General features: G+C 35.4%; 17 protein-coding genes and 3 pseudogenes. 1 reads left to right on the forward strand and 19 read right to left on the reverse strand.

Features of this window, described 5'->3' with window-relative positions:
• Positions 1-106 precede the first annotated feature (106 nt).
• The 9 genes from JCM14209_RS06615 to JCM14209_RS06655 form a co-directional block, all read right to left on the reverse strand.
• Entirely contained in the window at positions 107-433 is a 327-nt protein-coding gene (locus JCM14209_RS06615) for a putative quinol monooxygenase (RefSeq protein ID WP_025022733.1), read from the reverse strand.
• Positions 434-748: 315 nt separating this feature from the next.
• Positions 749-2,056, reverse strand: coding sequence for a nucleotide-binding domain-containing protein (locus JCM14209_RS06620; protein ID WP_025022734.1), 1,308 nt, complete (start codon positions 2,054-2,056; stop codon positions 749-751).
• 16 nt (positions 2,057-2,072) lie between these two features.
• Entirely contained in the window at positions 2,073-2,624 is a 552-nt protein-coding gene (locus JCM14209_RS09350; protein WP_035520152.1) for an SLATT domain-containing protein, read from the reverse strand.
• Positions 2,625-2,635: 11 nt separating this feature from the next.
• Positions 2,636-3,031: a DUF2513 domain-containing protein gene (locus JCM14209_RS06630; protein ID WP_025022735.1), complete on the reverse strand. Its 396-nt coding sequence runs from the start codon at positions 3,029-3,031 to the stop codon at positions 2,636-2,638.
• Positions 3,032-3,052: 21 nt separating this feature from the next.
• On the reverse strand, positions 3,053-4,936 hold the full coding sequence (locus tag JCM14209_RS06635) for a DEAD/DEAH box helicase (RefSeq protein WP_025022736.1): 1,884 nt from the start codon (positions 4,934-4,936) through the stop codon (positions 3,053-3,055).
• The gene (locus tag JCM14209_RS06640; protein ID WP_025022737.1) at positions 4,902-6,209 is read right to left on the reverse strand and encodes a hypothetical protein; all 1,308 of its coding nucleotides are present in this window, start codon (positions 6,207-6,209) and stop codon (positions 4,902-4,904) included. The genes JCM14209_RS06635 and JCM14209_RS06640 overlap by 35 nt, the downstream gene beginning before the upstream one ends.
• Positions 6,193-9,186, reverse strand: coding sequence for a type III restriction-modification system endonuclease (locus JCM14209_RS06645; RefSeq protein WP_025022738.1), 2,994 nt, complete (start codon positions 9,184-9,186; stop codon positions 6,193-6,195). Before JCM14209_RS06645 ends, JCM14209_RS06640 begins: the two co-directional genes overlap by 17 nt.
• A 1-nt stretch (position 9,187) precedes the next feature.
• Positions 9,188-11,191 (reverse strand): site-specific DNA-methyltransferase, encoded by a 2,004-nt coding sequence (locus JCM14209_RS06650; RefSeq protein ID WP_025022739.1) that lies wholly within the window; start codon positions 11,189-11,191, stop codon positions 9,188-9,190.
• Between the two features lie 54 nt (positions 11,192-11,245).
• Positions 11,246-11,488 carry a hypothetical protein gene (locus tag JCM14209_RS06655; protein ID WP_025022740.1) on the reverse strand — a complete coding sequence of 81 codons (243 nt, stop codon included), beginning with the start codon at positions 11,486-11,488 and terminating at the stop codon, positions 11,246-11,248.
• A 462-nt stretch (positions 11,489-11,950) separates the two neighbouring features.
• Here JCM14209_RS06655 and JCM14209_RS06665 point away from each other — a divergent pair, with 462 nt between their 5' ends.
• The gene (locus JCM14209_RS06665) at positions 11,951-12,139 is read left to right on the forward strand and encodes a hypothetical protein (RefSeq protein WP_025022741.1); all 189 of its coding nucleotides are present in this window, start codon (positions 11,951-11,953) and stop codon (positions 12,137-12,139) included.
• A gap of 50 nt (positions 12,140-12,189) precedes the next feature.
• Here the strand turns inward: JCM14209_RS06665 and JCM14209_RS06670 are convergent, their stop codons facing one another.
• From JCM14209_RS06670 to JCM14209_RS06710, 10 genes and pseudogenes are all read right to left on the reverse strand, one after another.
• Entirely contained in the window at positions 12,190-13,044 is an 855-nt protein-coding gene (locus JCM14209_RS06670; RefSeq protein ID WP_025022742.1) for a restriction endonuclease, read from the reverse strand.
• A gap of 77 nt (positions 13,045-13,121) precedes the next feature.
• Positions 13,122-13,393: pseudogene (locus tag JCM14209_RS10055) on the reverse strand (hypothetical protein); the annotation flags it as partial.
• Between the two features lie 44 nt (positions 13,394-13,437).
• Positions 13,438-13,746 (reverse strand): nucleoside triphosphate pyrophosphohydrolase family protein, encoded by a 309-nt coding sequence (locus JCM14209_RS06680; protein WP_025022743.1) that lies wholly within the window; start codon positions 13,744-13,746, stop codon positions 13,438-13,440.
• Positions 13,747-13,776: 30 nt separating this feature from the next.
• Positions 13,777-13,878 (reverse strand): annotated as a pseudogene (locus JCM14209_RS10300) (CD1845 family protein); the annotation flags it as partial.
• A 28-nt stretch (positions 13,879-13,906) separates the two neighbouring features.
• A complete protein-coding gene (gene rlmD, locus JCM14209_RS06685) occupies positions 13,907-15,286 on the reverse strand; it encodes a 23S rRNA (uracil(1939)-C(5))-methyltransferase RlmD (RefSeq protein ID WP_025022744.1) in 1,380 nt (459 codons plus the stop codon).
• Between the two features lie 153 nt (positions 15,287-15,439).
• Positions 15,440-16,469 (reverse strand): annotated as a pseudogene (locus JCM14209_RS09355) (diacylglycerol kinase).
• Positions 16,470-16,487: 18 nt separating this feature from the next.
• On the reverse strand, positions 16,488-17,921 hold the full coding sequence (gatB, locus tag JCM14209_RS06695; protein ID WP_025022745.1) for an Asp-tRNA(Asn)/Glu-tRNA(Gln) amidotransferase subunit GatB: 1,434 nt from the start codon (positions 17,919-17,921) through the stop codon (positions 16,488-16,490).
• Positions 17,921-19,384 (reverse strand): Asp-tRNA(Asn)/Glu-tRNA(Gln) amidotransferase subunit GatA, encoded by a 1,464-nt coding sequence (gene gatA, locus JCM14209_RS06700; RefSeq protein WP_025022746.1) that lies wholly within the window; start codon positions 19,382-19,384, stop codon positions 17,921-17,923. Before gatA ends, gatB begins: the two co-directional genes overlap by 1 nt.
• Positions 19,384-19,686, reverse strand: a complete 303-nt coding sequence (gatC, locus tag JCM14209_RS06705) for an Asp-tRNA(Asn)/Glu-tRNA(Gln) amidotransferase subunit GatC (protein WP_025022747.1) — start codon at positions 19,684-19,686, stop codon at positions 19,384-19,386. The genes gatA and gatC overlap by 1 nt, the downstream gene beginning before the upstream one ends.
• A gap of 75 nt (positions 19,687-19,761) precedes the next feature.
• Positions 19,762-20,910 carry a CamS family sex pheromone protein gene (locus tag JCM14209_RS06710; RefSeq protein ID WP_025022748.1) on the reverse strand — a complete coding sequence of 383 codons (1,149 nt, stop codon included), beginning with the start codon at positions 20,908-20,910 and terminating at the stop codon, positions 19,762-19,764.
• Positions 20,911-20,919 lie beyond the last annotated feature (9 nt).

The following is a 20,919-nucleotide window of genomic DNA, read 5'->3' on the forward strand; positions in this document are numbered from 1 at the left end:
AGAATTTTTCCTTTCACATCAAATCTTTTAAAACAATTCATCCTTATCATATTAAAAAATACTCATCTTCGCAAATTATTTTGAAGATGAGTATTTTCAAGATTATTTATTTTCGAATAAATTTACTATCAGCTTCATTTTCTTCGATACTTACAAAACGTTTAACTGTCATGTGTAAGTCATACTTTTCTCGAAGTTCCGCAATTTTTTCCATCATTGGTGTTGCATGATGCGCATCAATTGCTTCTTGACTTTCCCATGAATCAATTAGCAACAAAGTTTCTGGGTCGTTCATTGGAAAATAGTATTCATATCTTAAATTGCCAGCTTCTGATCGAATTGCATCAGCTGTCCCTGTTTTTTCCATTTCTTCTGCAAACTTACGTGCATTACCGTTTGATCCTGTATAACGTAGATTAATTGTTAATGCCATAATAATTCCCCCGTTATCTTAATTTACTTAAATTATAGCACCTTATTTAATTATAAATAAGTTTATATTCTAAAAAATTGATTAAAAAATAACCAAGCAATTATTTCATTAGTTATTATTTACGTTCCAATACCGCAATTGATTCCACATGTCACGGCAACCTTGTAGTCTAGCCTAAGACATTACCGAAAGCTGCCAAATCAACGTTCCTAGAGCATCCCTCAACTTTTTACCGCTAATACCCACAATTGGCCCATTACGAACACACTTGTGTCTGATGGGCCAATTTGGTTTATATCGGATTGAGGGAAACAGTCAATTAAATAATGTACTGATTGGAACATCTATTCTAGCCCGTGCAACACATACTTCATTTTTTACGAGATAACATTCAACGTAGTGGTTCCCATTGAATTGTGAATGTTCTATCTTTTGATTATTTCCTTTTACTATTTGCCCTCTAATACAATTTCTTCTAATTGCTTCGTTTCCAACATTCCTAACCTTCCAAAAAACATCATAATCTCGACAATCGGTACTAGTTACTGAGAACCTTAGCTCTTTTTTGATACCAATATACATATTTGGAAATTTACGTAGCCAGAACGTTCTAAAACCGTTTTGAGAAATACGACAATCAATTTGAAGTGAATAACGTATATCAACCGGAAATACATCTTCAATAAATTCTTCTGTATTATCATATGCTTTTTTGAACGCTAGCGATTCTTCAGTTAGAAATTCTGAACTCTCAGATTTAGGAAAATCATTACCTAATATTTCCCTAAGAACATTATTCATATCATCTTCATTGTTCTCGGCATCTTGAATCTGCTTTAATGTTTTTTTTGCTTTTGATACAAAATTACCCTTGCTATTATTAAAAATTTTCTGATTACTACCTAACGCATACCAGTAACTTTGATTTTTATCTAATTTTCCTACATAATCTAAAATACTCTTGAAAATTTCTAAATAATTATCAAAAGAATAGTCATCCTCAAACGTACAACTATTAAGATAGTTAAATACAAATGTATCAATTAATAGACCACCAAATTTAAATCCCTCATTATTCTTCCACTCACGAATAATATGACAAAAATTAACAAATGCCCCAGAAGACTTCTTGGAGGATTCCATACATTCTTTTTGTTCACTTAACGGATCAGTATATTTCCAACTTCCACCATTATGTGTATCGGGATATTTAAATCTTCCATTCGATTGCTTGAAAGCTGGAACTAATTCAACAGTGTATTTCGTAAATTCAATAACTACAACTTGTCCATCACCTTTTATAAAAGTTTTAGGATAACGTTCCTTCAGTATTTCTTTCACATTCTGTAGTAATTCAGATTGACCATTTGATTCATAACTATCATATTTTGAAAAAAGTGAATTCGGTAAATCGAATAATAGATCCAAATCACTGCTACTTTTAACAGCCGTCATTCTCCCCATCGAACCTACAATGTACATATGATCTTTTTCTTCACTGCTCAAATCATAGTATTTTGAATTTAATTTTTTAGTTATCTCCTTAATTGTAGTATCCATCTCGTCAGATAACTCAAAATTTTTAGAGTTACAAAAACTTTCAAAATCATTTGCTAAGGACATCTTCAGCTATCAGCTCCTATTTTCTAAGATGTTTAGGAAGCATCTTATTAAGTTCTATCTGTGTAAAGAATTGCTCTTCATCATCTTTTAAAGCTTTTTGTGCTCGATTATACGCTTCATATGATGTTTGTAATTGAGCATCATATATTTCTGCAGTTTTAAATAATAAAGCATCTCTTTTATCTATTATTACTGACTCAGATAACGATGTAAAATCAGTTAATAATGAAATATATTCCTCACGTATCTTCCATAATTCATTACTTGTCTGAATATGACTATTAGCATCTGCACCAAAGTCTAATCCCTTTAAGTAACTGTTAATAATTAATAACAAAACCGAAACTATTCCGCTTATTATAGAGCCAATACGGGTTTTGCCAAAAATAATTACCACTATTCCTCCTGTTGATAAACCAGAAAGAATAATTTGTCCCCATTTGAACCTATTTAATCTCTTGGTGATGATTTGCGCTTCTTTTAAATGGCATGTATACGTGTAAACCAACTTTCCATATTGCTCTTGAATCTGATTATATAGCTTATCTCTGTACAATTTATTTTCCATACTGCCTCTTATTAATTTAAACCTAATTGCTTCTGAATTAACTGACTAATTACATTAGATGCAACACTTGACACAAAGCTTAATGAAACACTTGAAAATTTAGACAAAATTGTCTTCGTATCTTTCCAAACTTTGTCATCTCTAATGTTATCTAAAAATTTATGTCCGTCATAAGTTAGATTACCCGCCATTATCCATGTTGGAGAATTATTAGCCCATCGAATATCTCCAGTAATAAAACCTGCTTCCTTTAACTTTGATACAGTATAAGCTATGCTGTTTCTATCATTATAATTTCCATGTTTCTCGAGATAATATAAGAGTTCTTCTTCATTTATTCCTGTTATATTTTCTGATGCTTCTATTGCTAATAAAATACATCTTACTAAATCATGATTTAATTCCATGTTTCTCCCTCTAGTAAATCATTACTTCATCACCATTTTTTTAACATCTTCTAAATAATCATCTGTGTATTCAGGCACGAGCATTTGTCCTTCAATTGCCTCCATCATAACCTGTTCTTTTTCCTTCAAACGGCGATAAACCATTTCATCAATGAAACCTTGGTGAGCAGTGTCACCCTTTGACATCAAGTAATAGTATCTTGTGTACTGATTATCTGGAAGCCCCAAACGATTAATGCGATCACGGGATTGAAGCATAAAAGTCAAGTTAAAGTTATATTCGAAGTAAACTGCATCATGTACTGTTTGATGAAGCGAAATAGATTCCCCAAGTGTATTTGGATTTGAAATCAAAACTTGTGCCGATCCGTCACGAAATTCATTAATTAGTCCTTCACGATCTTGTTTTGGTGTCTCACCGTATACGAGAATTGTCTTTAAACCTTTATCTTCCAAGGTCTGTCTAATTTTATGCATCGTGCCAACAAACATCCCCCAAACTAACACTTTTTTACCTTCAGATACTAAATCCATAATTAATTTGATACCCCGATCAAATTTAGGTGTCTCAATATCTTCAAGTGAAAAACGCTTGTACAACTCAGTATTACTTTGATTTTCTTTTTCAATTTTATAGGCTTCTTGATTCCACTTGTCAGAATCACTATCAACCAATCCTAACTCGCGATAATTAATATTATATTTTAGCAACTCAGGATTAGTTGAAGCCTGTAATAACCTCGTAAATAAAGCTAAAGCACCATTTTCGTTTTCATAAATAGCATCAGATAAAATTTTTTGCTTTTCTGATGGCTCAACTTGAATAATTTTATCTGTTTCTGGTTTTGGAACTTGTAAATCTTTTTTATTAGTCCTCCAAAAAAATGGAGCAAGTTTTCGATTCACATCTCCTGAATCAATACGGTTCAGTTCGTTCAATCCCCAAGCAAAAAAAGTTGAATATTCATCGGGATACATTAAGTGCAAGAAGTTGTAAATGTCTCTAAAGCCATTTGGAATTGGGGTTCCCGTCAACACATAGCGATAATACGGAGCTTGGCTAAGGTTTAATGCCGCCTTAGCTCTTTGACCACCAACCCCCTTAACCCGATGAACCTCATCAAATACGAGCATAGTTTTACTATCTATTAAGTCATTTAACACCCTTAGCTTACTCTTCAATGATTCATAGTTAATTGTAATTACGTTTGCTCGAACCCAATTGCGTTTAATTGCACCAGGATCGTTATTATACCTACTATCACGTAAGTTCAAATATTGCAATTCACGCTTAGGACCAAAAACTTCACTATATTCAGTACGCCAAGCTGCAAAAGCGTTCAATGGGGAAATAACCAACAATTTATCTACCTTATTCTGTTTAGGACTAGATAGATAGGCAAATGTTCCATACATCATTGCTGTCTTTCCTGCACCAGGAACTGAAAAATTTGCTGCCCTCTTCATCATAGCCAAAAAGAAACTCGCCTTTTCTTGTTCTGGCTTAAGCGGTCGACTTATTTCACTTCGGACAATCTCTTTAAATTCAGTAAATTCATTTTGCCAGCGAGAATCATTATCCTTAATGGTGATTCCCGCTTCACTTTGTTCTTTGATGAAATATTGTTTTTCTTCAACGAATTTATTAAATTCATCGTCAGTTTCTATTAAATGTAGTCCTTTTCGTTCTAATTTATGATTCAATTTGTGAATTAAATCCAACAGCTGGACATATGTTAAATCTGGTTTAAAAACCATTCGACCCGAATCTTTAAAATATGGATCAAACCTTTTTAATCCACGTTGGACTACATTTGTTTGAAGTGTCTGACTCTTATCATCGATAAGTTGAAACAAGCCATCGTTGTTTTTAATTATTTGAGGCCTGTTGAACTTCTCTTCCATACTTTTCAAACAGCTCCTTACTTACAATATTCAAATCACGCATGTATTTCTGCAGTTCCTTTAATTGCTGTTGACTAACCTCATTATACCGAAGACTACCAGATAAACCGTTATCAGCATTTAAATCCTGAAAAACTTTAACACCATCTCGGATGGACTTAATAAATTTCTCAACCGACTCACCATTTTTAGCTGCTATCATATACGAATTATAGATGTCCCCAAATTCAGCTATAATCTCATTTTGATTAGTTAATTCTTTACTTAAATCTGCATAATCTACAACTCTAGCCTCTTGAATGGATTCTGCTAAATCTTCCACATCATCTTGAATCCGTTCATTAAATTCAGTACTATCTCCTGCCTTGACCACATATTTACCAAAATCACGAACTTGACTCCGTGCAGTATTTCCAATAACACCAACGTGCATCTGATGAAGAATTATCCCAAAGAAAGATTCCATCGTTTCGTTCTTCCTTACTTGCGATTCAGGATCATCACCAAATTCTACATTCAATATTTTTCCCATTGTTTGAAACAATGCCCACGTTTTACTATCTTTAATAATACTGTAGCTTGTTTTAGGTGCACCAATGAACTCAAGGAATTTTTTCATATAAATGGCACCATTTCGATAATCCTCTAATTTTACCTTAGTCATATGAGAAATATTGGCATAATCAGCTAAAGTCATGATTGGTTTTTCTCCAGCAGTGGTTTGGTAAATATCTAACGCTAAGTCCACTGGATCATATCCTTCTCGCTCTTCAACCCCCATTTGAATAGCAAGTTCGAGTTGTTTAATTTTTACCCGCTCAGTGTCATTGTTATAAGAAAAAGGTAGGACAACAGCTTCAAAGTATACTGTCTGACCCGTTTTAGAATGAATATTGCGTAAAGCCGTAAAGCGACGGTTCCCATCAATTACCCGACCATCGTCTAATACCCAACCATAAACTTGTTGACCAGAATCAGCAATTGACTTCTGTGTACGCTTAAGAGCAGCTGGATTCATATTTTCAATAATCTTAGCTACCAAATTATTGTAATTAGGGTCAACTAAGTCTGGAGTAGGCGTAATTTGATTTTCATATTCCGCAATTCCCGTAGAAATCCGTCCATTTTTATCATTGTAGTAAAGGTATTCCAACGGAATACGATATACTTCTAAAGTTTCTGAGCTTACACCGTCAACTTTGATTGGAAGTTTTGGTTTAGCACCTGTTTTTTCAATTCTTCCTTCTTTTGCTAATTTAATCAGTGAAATCACTATCTTTAATCTCCCCATTCTCAATTTTATTAATTAAGTCGTGGACCTCTTGTTCACTCGTTGCCATACGATAATAAACGCCACTTGCTTTTAATTTATCAAAGTACTTCTTTTGAATTACACGGATTTCTTCATCACCAAGTCGCATGTTTTCGGCTTTCGTTTCGATAACAAGATAAATTGGTTTCCGTTCACGTTCAATTTTAAAAATGAAATCCGGAGTTGTTGTACCATTATCATAACGCGGAATTTTTATTGCCCGTTTCGGCAACTTACCAAAGACCGTAATATTGTTACCATACGTACGCTTAAGAATCTTAAGCTCTGGGTCAGCACTATCGTAACGTAATGGTGGGCGATCATACAGGTACTTGTCATCTTTAGTTGAGTGTTCATCAGTATAAACACCTAAATCATTAGCTGAAATTTCATCAACAAATTTTTCCTTTTTAGCATCGTAAATTGAAGTTGAAGAAGTAAATTGTAACGTTTCATAGCTATATAAATTACGAATCCGTTCATTGAATCGTTTATTAAATTCACTCACTAAGTTACCAAGTGTCTTTTCATTAATATAATTTGTATCGCCATTTAATCGTTTTATTGATTCAATCATTTGTTGGTGTAAGAAATCAACCGGTAAATCAGTTCTAGTTACTAGCTGTTTTAAAAATACCCCATATTTCATAGTCAAGTAAGTAAGTTTATAGTCAGCTTTAGTTTCGCGAAGTATTGCTTGATTAGTATCCGTCACAATTTCTTGCATAATCATTTGAGGGGATTGGAGAACAAATATTTTATTATCATTATCCTTGAATACTTCCCTAGCAACCACCTGGGCTAAATCATTAACCTCATCATCAAACTTAATCATCTGACGTTTTGATAGTTGTTTCCATAAATCTTCTAATTGTTTCCAATTAGATTTACGTAGTTTGACTTTTGTGGCAAATTTACTATTTTTATCACGAATTTTATCTTTGGCAACTTTTGTCCGATGCTCAATTTCAGGGTAAAGGTGTACCAAAGCTTCATAACCAGATTTTTGCTTACCATCTATTTCAACTTTCGTTTCAAAATTCATAGCAAAATCAATAATGCCTCTATGTCCTAAATCATTAAGTAGCTTACTTTTATCAAATTCTTTATCTGTCTTTTGTCGCTCTTTAACAATCAATTGAATCATATCCTCAGTTAATTCATCATGGTTCATTTCAACTGGTGAATCTTCATTCACTTGATCTACTAAAGTCTGGGCAAAGTCCCGTTCATCATATCCAATTAGGAATGCTAAACGACTTTCAAACTCATCTTGTTGCAAGCGGTGCCCCGTCTCATCTACAGGTAAGCGTAAGCCCCGCCCAACTTCTTGAATTTTGCTAATTTCAGAACCAGACGTCCGTAATTTAGCAATAACAAAGACATTCGGATTATCCCAACCTTCACGCAATGTCCACTTGGAGAAGAGGAAGCGACGAGTAATCCATTTTCCATCCTTGTCCTTAAAACTAAGCAAGCGTTCTTTATTCTTTAAAATATCGTCAACTTCAGCCTGAATAGCCTCGTCACCACTTCCACGGTCTTCACTAAAGTACCCTGCATAAACTTGTTGGTGTTCGACCTTTAAATCGCGAAGTGTCGCTTGTAAGAATTCAAGATATTCCTTTTCACGAGGTTCAATGGCCATTTCATATTTACTAATAAGTTGATTTAACTTTTGTATCAACATCTCTTCAAAGTGTTGAGCAAGCCATCCCTTACTATGATTCTCACCGCGGAAGCTTGCAATACTATCAATAAAGAATAAGGATAGTGTTTTAACACGTGGCGCTGTCCCATCACTTTCTGGGCGCATGAAATTTCTCTCTTCCGCTTCAAAATGACGATTGATTGCTTGCGAAATAATTTCATCTTGATAATTTTGTGAGAAAGTACCTGGAATCAACTTCATATCAGGTTGTAGTTCCAGTCCATTAGACAATTCTTTACTGCCAACATAAGTAATATCACCAGCAAAGCCTTCGTCTATATCAGCAAGATTTTCACCCTTATTAATTGAGTAATCTTTACCATTCCGAGACAAAGTTAGTTGCTTCGCAGTAACGTTCTTAACTTTATATAAACGATTTGCTTCTTGCTCAGTAATGTCCGGGTAATTGATATCAATCCCCTTGACTAATCCTTGGTTAAAGCTATCAATCGCATTCAAAGTAAATTGAGGTTTTCCTCGATAGTAATCAATAACTGTCTTCTTAGCCTTTCCTCGTCCAGTCGTAGTTTGCGGGAAGGTTGCTCCAAAACGAACAATGAGCTGGGGATTTAATTGCTCGATAGCTTTATAAGTTGCCTTGTCCCTTGGAAAACGGTGAGGTTCGTCAATAATGACCACCGGCCGTGTAGCAGCAATCGCTTTTTGAGGACATGTTTCTCCCCCTAACAAAGTCTGATCGTAGTCAGAAGCTTTCATTGATTTAGAGTTAATCATCCCAGAATTAATCAGCAGAACTTGAATTTGATTAGTATTTTGCCTAGTAGCTTCAATAAATTCTGTTAATTGTGCTGGAAAATTTTTCCGTCCCTTTTTATTTTTAAAATCACCGGCATTAATTGTATTCAGTTGAATTTTAACATTTTCATATCCTGGAATTCCAGAAAAGTACTGGCGTGCATAGTCACTAGTAATGAAATTTTTAGTACCTTCCTTAATACTTGGAGTCGGAACAACAATAACAAACTTGAAAAGTCCTTGCTTATGCATTTCATACATCATTTGAGTGTAAACAAAGGTTTTCCCTGTCCCTGTTTCCATTTTGATATCGATATACGAGGATTCTTTTCTAGCAAAATTTAAAATCGGGTTAGCGTAGATGTAGTTAGCATCAGGATTGTTGGTATAAGTATCAACCCCACAAAAAGCGGTATTAATAGCATTGATAGCTTCGATTTGGTGAGGTAAGCGTTCGAGTTGAATTTTCATATTAGTACCTCTTCAGCAAGTTAATGCTGCCATCTAGTTGCTTCAAACCAATCTCTAATTCTCGTAAATCAGCAATGTTAAAGGAGTAACCAAACAAAACGATTGTTTGAACTATTAATTGATGGGTTCCAACTTTGTTCAACAAGTCCTTAGTATTCTCACTAGTCCAGCCGTCCTTGATGATATATAGCCGGCTATCCTCAACTAGTGATGCTTCATACCCAGCAAAATCAACTTTCTTAATATCTGCCTCAAATGAGTAACCATCCTTAGCAAGCCAAGTCGTCAAAATCGTTTCTTCGCCCGTGGCATTCCCTGAAACTTCTAGTTTTTTACTTGAGAATGATTCAACCATATCAGTAAACAAACTTGTATTATTAGGATCAAAATCCTCAATACTTTCTAGTGCTTGCTTGGTTGGGCTAACAACTCGATAATGCTTAAAACTACCATCAAAGTTTACAGGTAGAGCTAAGCCCGCATTTTCTTTGATTTTTTCAGATGCCCGCCGAATCCGTTCCCGAGAAATTTGATCGATGGACTTAAATCCAGCATCGTACGCCGCCTTACCACCCTTAGTAGGCACTTCTTTCCCATCTTTATTGATGTGGTAAGTCTTTTCCGGTAACTGAACCATGATGAACTTACGGTGCCCATCATCTTCAGCGTTAAGTTGCATGACAGCATCAGCAGTTGTTGCTGAACCCGCAAAAAAGTCAAGAACTATTGAATCTTTTTGTGATCCCATCTCTATTATTTTTTTCATTAATCCCGGAGATTTTGGAAATGTCATTACATTGCTTCCAAAAAGTTGCTTTATTGATTTTTTCCCATAATCATTGTTAATTTCTTTATCTGTCCATAATGTTTTGACAAGAGTAGTAGCTTTCTTGCCATTTTTTACTAGATAATCCTTGCGATAAATTCTCCATTTATTTCCAGACTTTCCCGCAATTAATAAATCTTTCTGCTTATTCGATTTATCTTTCATCCAAGTCCAACATGTTTTTGTGCCATCAGGAGCATCGGGCCATACCTCATCTGTATAAGAAGAGTCTTGTTCAATACTTACCATTCTTGTTTTAGGATTAACAAATAACGGGTAATATAAATTAGGACGAGTTTCTGGATTAAACGCCTGATTACGGTTTCTTAACCCTATCTCTCTATATTTGCCGGCATCATCTTCTTTATTATATTCAGATACCATCTTTCCCGTTTTTTCAACTGGGTTAATTGAAAGTGGATTGCTATAATTTTTTACATAAATAAGTACATATTCAATTGTTTTTGCCACAAAAACATCTAGGTTTCTTCCACGAGGATTTAATTGAACCGAAACCTGGGCCACAAAATTATTCTCACCATATATTTCATCGCAAATATTTCTTAAATTTTTGACTTCGTTGTCATCAATTGAAATAAATATTGCTCCCTTGTCGGAAAGCAGCTTCTTTGATAAGAATATTCTCGGATACATAAACGTCAACCAAGCTGAATGACTAGATTTTCCCTGAATACTCTTTAAACGACGAACTTGATCATCATCCATGCCAAACATCTCTTTTAGTTTGTCATCTGAATGTTCAAATTTATCTGGATATACGAAGCCATCAGAACCTGTGTTATATGGTGGGTCAATATAAATAATATCAATTTTATTCGTATAGGATGTTTGTAAATGCCGTAACACCTCTAGGTTGTCACCTGTGAAGAATAGGTTTTTGCTATTCTTACCTTCACCATTATTTTGTTCTTCATCAGGAACAATCACGGTTGATGTCATTTCACCAGCTTGTCGTCGAGCATAATCTTTACCAATGAAGTTAAGTTGGTAACCGTCTTTTAACTCATCAATGTCGTATTCTCTGAGTTGACTCTTAAATTTATCTAAATCAAATTCGCCATCTTTGCTAAAAAAATTAGGCAACTTAGTTTTCAATTCATTTAAAAATGCAGTATTGGGTTTCACTGCATCATTATATCTTTCATTATCAGTTTGCATAAAATACCTCACTTTTCAATTTCACATATATCACTAATATCACAATCTAATGCTTCACAAATAAGTATCAAACTTATTTTGATCTTGATGACCATTAATCCTTTTAGCCAATCTCGTTATCTTACTTCGTCCAGAAAAATAGTTCTTAAATGTATTTTCATTATATTCAATCAAATCTTGTGACTTATTATCAACAATCTGTTTAATAAATTCCTCCACCATACTTGGCTGGGAAGAATTGTTATTAACGCATGGATGTAATATCTTTGCCAATTCTGAAAAAGTTAATTTTCCCACCTTACCTACCACCTACCTTGTTAACAAAAGCCATGTACCATTTATTACCACTACATACCAGCAACATCCTGAAATAACCAAAAATACCTAACGATACCTGAACTTACCCACCAGGGTGTTGTACCTTTTAATGTGTCGAAAGGCATTTAAACTTTCGACCTCCAATATTATCTATTATATCAATATACACTTTGCAATTCGAAATTTTTTTCGTGATTTCAAAGAAAATATTTGATATACGAAGTAGACATGTACCAGATTAACGTTACTGGTTTTTATCAGCATGTCTGACCTAACTTAATAGTTTTACTGCAACTAACCACTGATACGGACAGCTGCAGTCCTGAGTGCTTAAATCGCTCAGATCTGTTTGGTATACCTATTATCAGTAGCTTTTATTACACGCTCTGCCCTTTCTTTCATTCGGGTAATCACTTCAGATTCCGAAAGGAAGGTTCATAAATGTTTAATAAACAAAATGAAACTATTCAGAACAATGTTAACTTGCAAAAGTTTATTGAAACTAACAGCAAGTGGCTTAACGAATTTGATAAGCACTTGGTACGGCAACTAATCAAAAAAATCATCATTCCAGAAACCTACTGCGAAGTAGAATTCCAAAATGATGATTCTATAAAAATTAACCTATAAATAGATATTAACACATTCCCCTGGTAGTAGCTTAGCTATTATCGGGGTTTTTATTCATTATCCGTAAAAAAGCTTTTCAACCTGTAAGTTGTAACGGGTTCTACATAATAGCGATACTTGGCTACTAAGTCACAAATTTTATCACCGTTGATAAGGGTTATCACCCGGGTACCTTCTTTTGCTGTTTTCAAAGCGTCACGAGTAAAATCTGACGTTGTAATGAAGATTCCATACTCAGCGTTATATTTATCCATTGCCCCACGAAATTTGTCAATTTCTGGCGCTGAAACTTTACCGTCCCAACGCTTGGCTTGTAAGGCTACCCGAGTTGTTCGAAAATCATCTGAAGTGATATAGCCAAAACCATCTAACCCCCCGTCACCGATATAACGAACACCAATGTTATCATCAAGATCAACACCCATATTGCTTAATAACCCTCGACTGAACATTTCAAATTTCTGTGGCGACATTTTGGCTAAGGCAGCTAATAATTCCGACCGCCAAGGTTCTTCTTCAGTTTCAGCATCTTCCTCTGAATCATCATCTGCTGTATTTTTATCCAGAACCGCACGTACATCACGCATTGGATCAAATTCTTCTAGCTTAACCATCCGCCCTTTTTCTGATAGTTCAAGATTACGGTTATCTTCTGTGGTAATAAAGCCCGTCGTAATTAAATATTTAACTGCAAAGTTAAAGCGATATTCAAATGGATGATATGGTTCTCCTGTTTTCTTCGACTTTACGATTTCGTCGACCATTTCTTCTGAAATTACTTCAGAGTGATCACGAATTTCTCGCCTAACTTCCTTCCGTGTTACTTGACCACCAAGTATTTGCATTGCCTTTAATGCTTCACTCATAATCAAGTTTTCAATTTTTATCATTCTATTTACGGCCATGCTTTAAAATTCCTTCCCTAAAAGTTGCACTCTAACTTTTTTGATGTCATAGTTTTGGATTTCATCCACTCAATTAATTAGAAATCACTTATTATCCTTGTTTGAACACTTTTCCCAGATTCCACATGCGTAGTTTGTGGGAATTGATCGACAGGTTGGATTGGTTGGGTTACATATAATCTCGTTCCATAAATTCTGTAATATCACGAACTAAGGTTGCTGGATTGCAACTTACATACACGATTTTTTTCGGATTCATTGCAGCCGCACTTTCAATCAAGCTTGTAGTAAGGCCTTTTCGTGGAGGATCAACCATAATTACATCTGGTTTAATCCCTGCTTTTTGCCAGAATCACGCTTCTTTCTTTATTTGGTACGATAAATGATAATTTATCACTCTAAAGCCGTCAACCGTTCATTAAGGAATTGCTCTACACAATCTGCAAAGTCTAACTCCATTCTTTCGGCAAGAACGGCCAACCACCAGACACATTCGCCAATCTTGGAAGGAAGCAGTTCTTTATCTTCACTTGGCCAGCGTCCCTGATTATCCATCGTAAATCTTCCGACCAATCCAGCATCAGTCAAAAAAGCTAACGCATCTTCTTCCACCGACCAGACAGAGCCGTGAATCTGCTTTTCCAAATCATGATAGCGATTTCTTATTTCTGCTGACTGTGTACTCACATCTTTCAAATCCATATATCAATACCTCCATAAATTCTAATTTGTCTACACCGCTTTAATCTTATCATTTATCAATTCAATAAACGCTATCACAGTTGCTCCTATCATCGGAAGTCCATAAGGACTAAATAGGAAACCGGTGACCATTTAACTGTATTAACCGAATCACCAAATTTTAATCGTTTTGTGTACGTTCTAGAACTGTTACAGACTCAACATGCGTAGTTTGTGGGAATTGATCAACTGGTTGAATTGGTTGAGTTACATGATATCCGCGTTCCATAAATTCTGTAATATCCCGTACTAAGGTTGCTGGATTGCAACTTACATAAACAATTTTCTTAGGTTCCATTGCAGTCGCACTTTCAATCAAGCTTGTAGTAAGCCCTTTTCGTGGGGGATCAACCATAATTACATCTGGTTTAATCCCTGCTTTTTGCCAGTTTGCCATCCATGTTTCTGCTTCTCCAACCTCAAATTCAAGGTTATCTAAATTGTTTAGGCTTGCATTATGTTTCGCATCTTCAATTGCTTCTGGGACAATTTCTACTCCATAGACTTTCTTCGCGTGCTTAGCCATATTAAGAGAGATTGTTCCAATTCCACAATAAGCATCAATGACTGTTTCATTTCCTGTTAATTGAGCTTTTTTAATAGCTTCATTGTAAAGCTTTTCTGTTTGTTGTGGGTTTACTTGATAAAATGACTGTGCTGAAATATCAAATTTCAAGTCGTTTAGTGTATCTTGAATTGTCGCTTTGCCAGCTAATTTAATTGTCTTTTTCCCTAAAATAACGTTTGTTTTATCAGGGTTAATATTTTGCATAATACTTGTTACTTCTGGACATTGTTGTTGGATTAAGTAAACAATCTGGTCAAGATTAGGAACCTTCTTAACACGTGTTACTAATACAACCATAATTTCATGTGAGTAATATCCACGACGTACCATTAAATGGCGAATCATCCCGGTATTATTAGCTTCATCATAAGCGCTAACCCCACTCACACGTAAGATATCACGAACTTTCAGTAAAGTTTCATCGATTTTTTCATCTTGAATTAAGAAATCTTCTAATGGCATAAAGTCATGACTATTCCGTTTAAAAAAGCCGATTTCTAATTGACCGTTAACTTCCCGGACCGGTACTTGGGCCTTGTTGCGATAATGATAAGGGTCTTTCATTCCCATTGTTGGTGCAACAGTTAAATTGTTTAAATGAACTTTATTTAATAAATCCACCACTAATTTACGCTTAAATTCAAGTTGGGCTGGATAAGTTAAATGTTGTAATGGCGCAATTCCTGTTTGTAAATAAACTTTATCAACATCAAATGCTCGATCAGGACTAGTTTTAAGATAGTTTGTTACTTTAGCAAAACCAAAATTTTTTCCAACTTTAACAACATGAACTTCAACTTCTTCACCAACTAAAGCTCCATCAATAAATAAGGGATATCCATCAACTTTGGCAACCCCCATTCCTTGATATGTTAAATCTTCAATTGTAACCACTAATTTTTGATTCTTAGTTACTGGCACCTGTTTTTTCATAATTTCCTCCACGTATTTTTCTAACTCTTATCATGTTAACATTTATAATATTTTTTTGGTATAAATTCTCTTCATTTCGCTAAAATATTCTAATTTTTACCTTCTTTTACCATAAAAAATAAGATTGAGAAAATCTCAATCTTATTTCAATCATTATTCTTTAGTTTCACCGATAATGCCGTCATCGTTAATATCGTCGCTAGTAATTTCTTCGACTCCTTCAACGAATTTACGACGGAAATCTTCAGTTTCATCTTGGCGTGAAATTGCATCATTAGGAATTTCATCAGTGTTAGCCATAATTTCAAGATGTTGTTTTAAGTTAACAAACTTAACCGGAGCATCCCCACCATATTCACCGTCAATATTAATCATAATGCGGTTATCAACTGGTTTGGCAATCAATTTGTTTGTTTTAACGTATAAAATACGATCATCATTGATATGCTTACCCCCATTTAATACAAGGGTTAACAGATGCAAGATTTCAACTAAATTATCCGTTTTAACAACAATCATTGTAAATTTTCCATCATCAAGTGAGGCATCCGGAACAATTTGTTCAAAACCACCAATTGAGTTAGTTAATGCTACTAAAAACATTGAGCTTTGCCTTCATAAACCCCTTCATCATATTCAAGATGCATGTTAACAGCTTTCATTCGTGGTAACATTTCTGCACCCTTAGCTAAATATGCAAGGTAACCAAATAAAGATTTTAATTGCGAAGGGACACTATACGTAAGCTCAGTTAAAAGCCCACCCCAGCAATATTTACAAAATACTTTTCATTGGCTTGGCCAATATCAATCTTAACACTCTTGCCAGCCGCAATAACTTTGGCAGCTTCAACTGGGCTTTCACGCGGAATTCGTAAAGCTCGTGCGTAATCATTCGTTGTCCCCGCTGGAATGATACCTAACTTAGGCCGCTTCTTTAATCCGGCAATTCCGTTTACAACTTCATTAATTGTGCCATCACCACCGGCAGCAACAATTAAATCAAAACCGGCTTGGGCCGCACGCTTAGCTTCATTTTGAGCGGAATTTTCTTCAGGCGTCGTAGCATATGCGCTTGTTTCATAGCCTGCACCTTCTAAAATATTTAAAATATCAACTAAATCACGCTTTAATGCTTCACGACCAGAAGTTGGATTATAAATAATTCGACATCTTTTTTGCATGATTGCTTCCTCACTTAATTAACGTTGATTTAAGCTAGCCATCAATAATTTATTAACCATCTTAGGGTTAGCCATTCCACGAGTTTTTTGCATGATTTGACCAACTAAGAATCCAACAGCACGGTCTTTACCATTCTTAAAGTCTTCGATTGATTGTTCATTGTTATCCAAAACTTCATCAATGATTGGTTGTAATTGTGATGGATCTGATAATTGTACCATGCCTTTTGATTCAACCCAAGCTTTAGGTTCAGTATCATTTTTAATAATTTCTTGGAATACTTTCTTAGCAATCTTAGAAGAAATTGTTTCATCTTCAATTAATTGAATCATTGTTGCCAAGTGTTCTGGTGTCAATGCAGTATCTTGTAATTCAACTTGCTTAGAATTCAAGTATGCATTTACTTCACCCATCAACCAGTTAGCAGCTAATTTAGGATCAGCGCCTGCAGCAACTGTTGCATCATAAAAGTCTGACATTTCTTTAGTTTGAGTTAGCACTCCTGCGTCATAAGCTGGAATTCCCCAATTATCTGTATAACGCTTCCGGCGTGCATCTGGCATTTCAGGAATTGAAGCTTCAACTTCTTTAATCCATTCGTCATCAATGTGGATTGGTGGTAAATCTGGTTCTGGGAAGTAACGATAGTCGTTTGCTTCTTCTTTAGAACGCATTAAGATTGTTTCACCTGATGGAACGTCAAAACGACGTGTTTCTTGTTCAACTTCGCCACCTGATAATAATAATTTTTCTTGGCGTTTAGCTTCGTATAAAATCCCTTTACGGACATGATCAAATGAGTTTAAGTTCTTCATTTCTGTACGAACACCTTTTTTATCTGAACCAATTGGTGCAACAGAAACGTTAACGTCAGCACGCATTGAACCTTCTTCCATCTTCACGTCAGATACACCGGTAAATTGGATAATTTGACGTAAACGAGTAAGGTATGCGTGAGCTTCGTCTGCACTCTTCAAATCTGGTTCAGCAACAATTTCAATCAATGGAGTTCCTTGACGGTTTAAGTCAACGTATGAGTATCCATCTGGATTGTGACTGTTTTTACCAGCATCTTCTTCGATGTGCATTTCTTTAATACCAATCTTTTTCTTAGTACCATCTTCTAATTCAATTTCTAACCAACCATTACGACCAATTGGTGTTTGTGCTTGGGTAATTTGGTAAGCCTTAGGATTATCAGGATAGAAGTAGTTTTTACGATCAAAGTGAATATCTTTGGTAATTTCACAGTTTAATGCAAGGGCTGCTCTCATCCCGAATTCTAATGCACCCTTATTAACTTCTGGTAAAACCCCAGGATATCCCCAATCAATTACGTTGGTGTTCGTATTTTGTTCGGCACCGTATTGTACTGGTGCAGGAGAATATGCTTTAGAGTTAGTTTTCATTTCAATGTGGACTTCTAAACCAACTGTTGTTTCAAAGTTCATTAATTTTGACCTCCAATCTTAGGTGTTTGTTTATGGAAATCTGTCGCTTGTTCAAAGGCATAACCAGCTTTATACATTGTCTTTTCATCATAAGCATTAGCAATCAATTGTAAACCAATTGGTAAGCCATTGGCAAAGCCAGCAGGAAGTGACATTCCTGGTAATCCAGCTAAGTTTACTGGGATTGTTAAAATATCATTTAAGTACATTGTCAATGGATCATTTAATTCTTCACCAATTCCAAAGGCAACTGTTGGAGCAGTTGGTCCTAAAATTAAATCGTAATCTGCAAAAACATTTGCGAAATCTTGGCAAATTAATGTACGAACTTGGGCAGCTTTCTTGAAGAAGGCATCATATGAACCAGCTGAAAGTGAAAATGTCCCTAACATGATACGACGTTTAACTTCATCACCAAATCCTTCTGAACGAGTACGTACATACACGTCTTCAAGATTCTTAACATCTTTAGCACGGAAACCATAACGAATTCCATCAAAACGTTGTAAGTTTGATGAAGCTTCAGAAGATGCCATGATGTAGTAAACTGGTACCCCATACTTGCTGTGTGGAAGTGAAACTTCATCTACAGTTGCACCTAATTTTTCAAAAGTAGCAATAGCATTTTTAACTGCTTCACGAACTTCTGGTTGCACCCCTTCGCCCATGAATTCTTTAGGAACCGCAATCTTCATTCCTTTAACGCCATCAGCAATTCCTTCAGTAAAGTCAGGCACTGCTTGGGCTGATGATGTAAAGTCATGTGAGTCTTGACCAGCAATTGCATTAAGCACTAAGGCATTATCCTTAACTGTACGAGTTAAAGGTCCAATTTGATCTAAACTTGAAGCAAACGCAATTAAACCATAACGAGAAACACGACCGTAGGTTGGTTTTACCCCAACAATCCCGTTAAATGCGGCTGGTTGGCGGATTGAACCACCAGTATCTGAACCTAATGAGGCAATTACTTGACCTGAAGCAACGGCTGCAGCAGAACCACCAGATGAACCACCTGGAACTTTAGTTTGATCCCAAGCATTTTTAGTTTTCTTAAAAGCTGAATGTTCAGTTGAACCACCCATGGCAAATTCGTCCATGTTTAATTTACCAACATTAATCATCCCTGCTTCATTTAACTTATCCATTACAGTTGCGTTGTAAATTGGCATAAAGTTTTCAAGCATCTTTGAAGCGGCAGTTGTCTTTAAGTCTTTCGTTACAATGTTATCTTTAATCCCGATTGCAAGACCATCTAACAAATTATTAGCATCCACTCCGCGATCATCAATTGCTTGCGCTTGTTTAAGAGCTGCTTGTTCATTTAAAGTTAAGAAAGCTTCAATTTTTGCATCAGTTTTCTTGATGTTTTCAAATGTTGATTTAGTTAATTCTTCAACACTATATTCTTTTTTCACTAAGCCATCGTGAAGACTAGCAATATCATTTTTAAAGTAATCCATTATTCTTCCTCACTTCCATCAAGAATTGCTGGCACCTTAACGTACCCATCTTGACTTTCTGGTACGTTTTTCATTAATAAATCGCGGTCCATTCCTTTTTGTGCAACGTCTTCACGCATGCGATTAACTGCATCGGTTACGTGCATTGTTACTGGAACATCAGTTGTATCTACTTCTTCAAGTTGTTGTACCATCTTGATAATTTCATCCATTTGTCCAGTGAACTTTTCTAATTCTTCGTCACTGAAAGCAAGTTTAGCCAAACCTGCAACGTGCTTAACTTCATTTGCACTGATTGCCATCGTATTTCCTTCTTTCTTTACATGATTTCATTAAGTATTCTAGCATAGAAAACGTTCCAAACTCAATTTTTAACATTAGTAACTGCTAAATACATGGGTGTAATAGCCGCTACCTTTAGAACCATTTGTTGAAACAAATGCTTGTGTTTCCCCATTACTTCCGTTAATTCGGATATCCAATGGAATTCCCCCTGGCAAGTAAGACTTAGCTGCTTGGGCTACAAATTGAGTGAAACTGGTAATTTCAGTTTGACTGTAGAATTGAGTCGTAATCGTAACGCTCATCCCTTGCAATTCTTTATCTTTGTACTGTCCTTGCCCCGTTACATTTGAAATGTTAGGGAAGAAGTTTCGAACTTGTTTTTGGAAGTTTTCAAATGAGGTTTCATCATTATCATTTGGCACCGCATTATCTTCAGTTGCTGGAAAGACATAGCTCTTAATATTCGTTTCATTCCAAGTGCCAATATCTGTTCCACTTTTACTTACTGTATAAGCGTAAAATGAGCCCCCAACTAAACTATCCTTAGGCGATTGTTCAAACATTGCAATTACAATAGGAATATTATTACCAACTTTACTGCGAACGCGTTGAAGCACCTTTTGAGCTGCCTTTTTACCTTCCGCTACACGTGTTTCTTTTGAAATTTCCGTTTCAAAGGTTGCGCCGTATTTTTCTTTTTGATAATAATCTTTTTTGTTCATCCCAATTCCAATTGTCATCCCTGCTAATTGGAGTTTTCCGTTAGTTTGTTTCATGTAATCTTGTTCTTCAATTTGTTGAATATATCTTGGATTACGTTCATTTTCGCCTTTTTTACCGTTATCACTTGGATTAAGTCCTTCGGGATTTTTCTTAGATTTTCGATTTAACCAATTATTAATTGTTCCTCGTGAAAGAATTTGACCTTCTTGAAAAACATATTGTTTTGTTGAGAATTGTTCTTTTGAAATTGTTGTCAATCCACTTTCAAAACTCTTCAAATTTAACAAATTATCTGCATTTTGAATTAGTCCCATTCCGCGTGATCGACTTGTTTTGTAATGTCCATCTTGGATAACCCCTTGATAGTCATTACTATTATTTTCACCAGTTGTTTGGTAACCCTTTGTTGATTTGTTAGAACCAACTGATGGTGTCGTTCCACCATTGCCTAAATTACCACATGCGCTTAAAAGAAGTGCTGAAATACATAGACTAGTGATTATCTTTAATTTTTTCACTATTCTTCC

It is taken from the genome of Ligilactobacillus hayakitensis DSM 18933 = JCM 14209, from assembly GCF_000615845.1.
Taxonomy (GTDB): Bacteria; Bacillota; Bacilli; order Lactobacillales; family Lactobacillaceae; genus Ligilactobacillus; species Ligilactobacillus hayakitensis.

Excerpts from the sequence above, each read along its gene's own strand:
- JCM14209_RS06615 (WP_025022733.1), bottom strand. The coding sequence starts at position 433 with ATGGCATTAACAATTAATCTACGTTATACAGGATCAAACGGTAATGCA.
- JCM14209_RS06620 (WP_025022734.1), bottom strand. The coding sequence starts at position 2,056 with ATGTCCTTAGCAAATGATTTTGAAAGTTTTTGTAACTCTAAAAATTTT.
- JCM14209_RS09350 (WP_035520152.1), bottom strand. The coding sequence starts at position 2,624 with ATGGAAAATAAATTGTACAGAGATAAGCTATATAATCAGATTCAAGAG.
- JCM14209_RS06630 (WP_025022735.1), bottom strand. The coding sequence starts at position 3,031 with ATGGAATTAAATCATGATTTAGTAAGATGTATTTTATTAGCAATAGAA.
- JCM14209_RS06635 (WP_025022736.1), bottom strand. The coding sequence starts at position 4,936 with ATGGAAGAGAAGTTCAACAGGCCTCAAATAATTAAAAACAACGATGGC.
- JCM14209_RS06645 (WP_025022738.1), bottom strand. The coding sequence starts at position 9,186 with ATGAAAATTCAACTCGAACGCTTACCTCACCAAATCGAAGCTATCAAT.
- JCM14209_RS06650 (WP_025022739.1), bottom strand. The coding sequence starts at position 11,191 with ATGCAAACTGATAATGAAAGATATAATGATGCAGTGAAACCCAATACT.
- JCM14209_RS06665 (WP_025022741.1), top strand. The coding sequence starts at position 11,951 with ATGTTTAATAAACAAAATGAAACTATTCAGAACAATGTTAACTTGCAA.
- JCM14209_RS06670 (WP_025022742.1), bottom strand. The coding sequence starts at position 13,044 with ATGGCCGTAAATAGAATGATAAAAATTGAAAACTTGATTATGAGTGAA.
- JCM14209_RS06680 (WP_025022743.1), bottom strand. The coding sequence starts at position 13,746 with ATGGATTTGAAAGATGTGAGTACACAGTCAGCAGAAATAAGAAATCGC.
- rlmD (WP_025022744.1), bottom strand. The coding sequence starts at position 15,286 with ATGAAAAAACAGGTGCCAGTAACTAAGAATCAAAAATTAGTGGTTACA.
- gatB (WP_025022745.1), bottom strand. The coding sequence starts at position 17,921 with ATGAACTTTGAAACAACAGTTGGTTTAGAAGTCCACATTGAAATGAAA.
- gatA (WP_025022746.1), bottom strand. The coding sequence starts at position 19,384 with ATGGATTACTTTAAAAATGATATTGCTAGTCTTCACGATGGCTTAGTG.
- gatC (WP_025022747.1), bottom strand. The coding sequence starts at position 19,686 with ATGGCAATCAGTGCAAATGAAGTTAAGCACGTTGCAGGTTTGGCTAAA.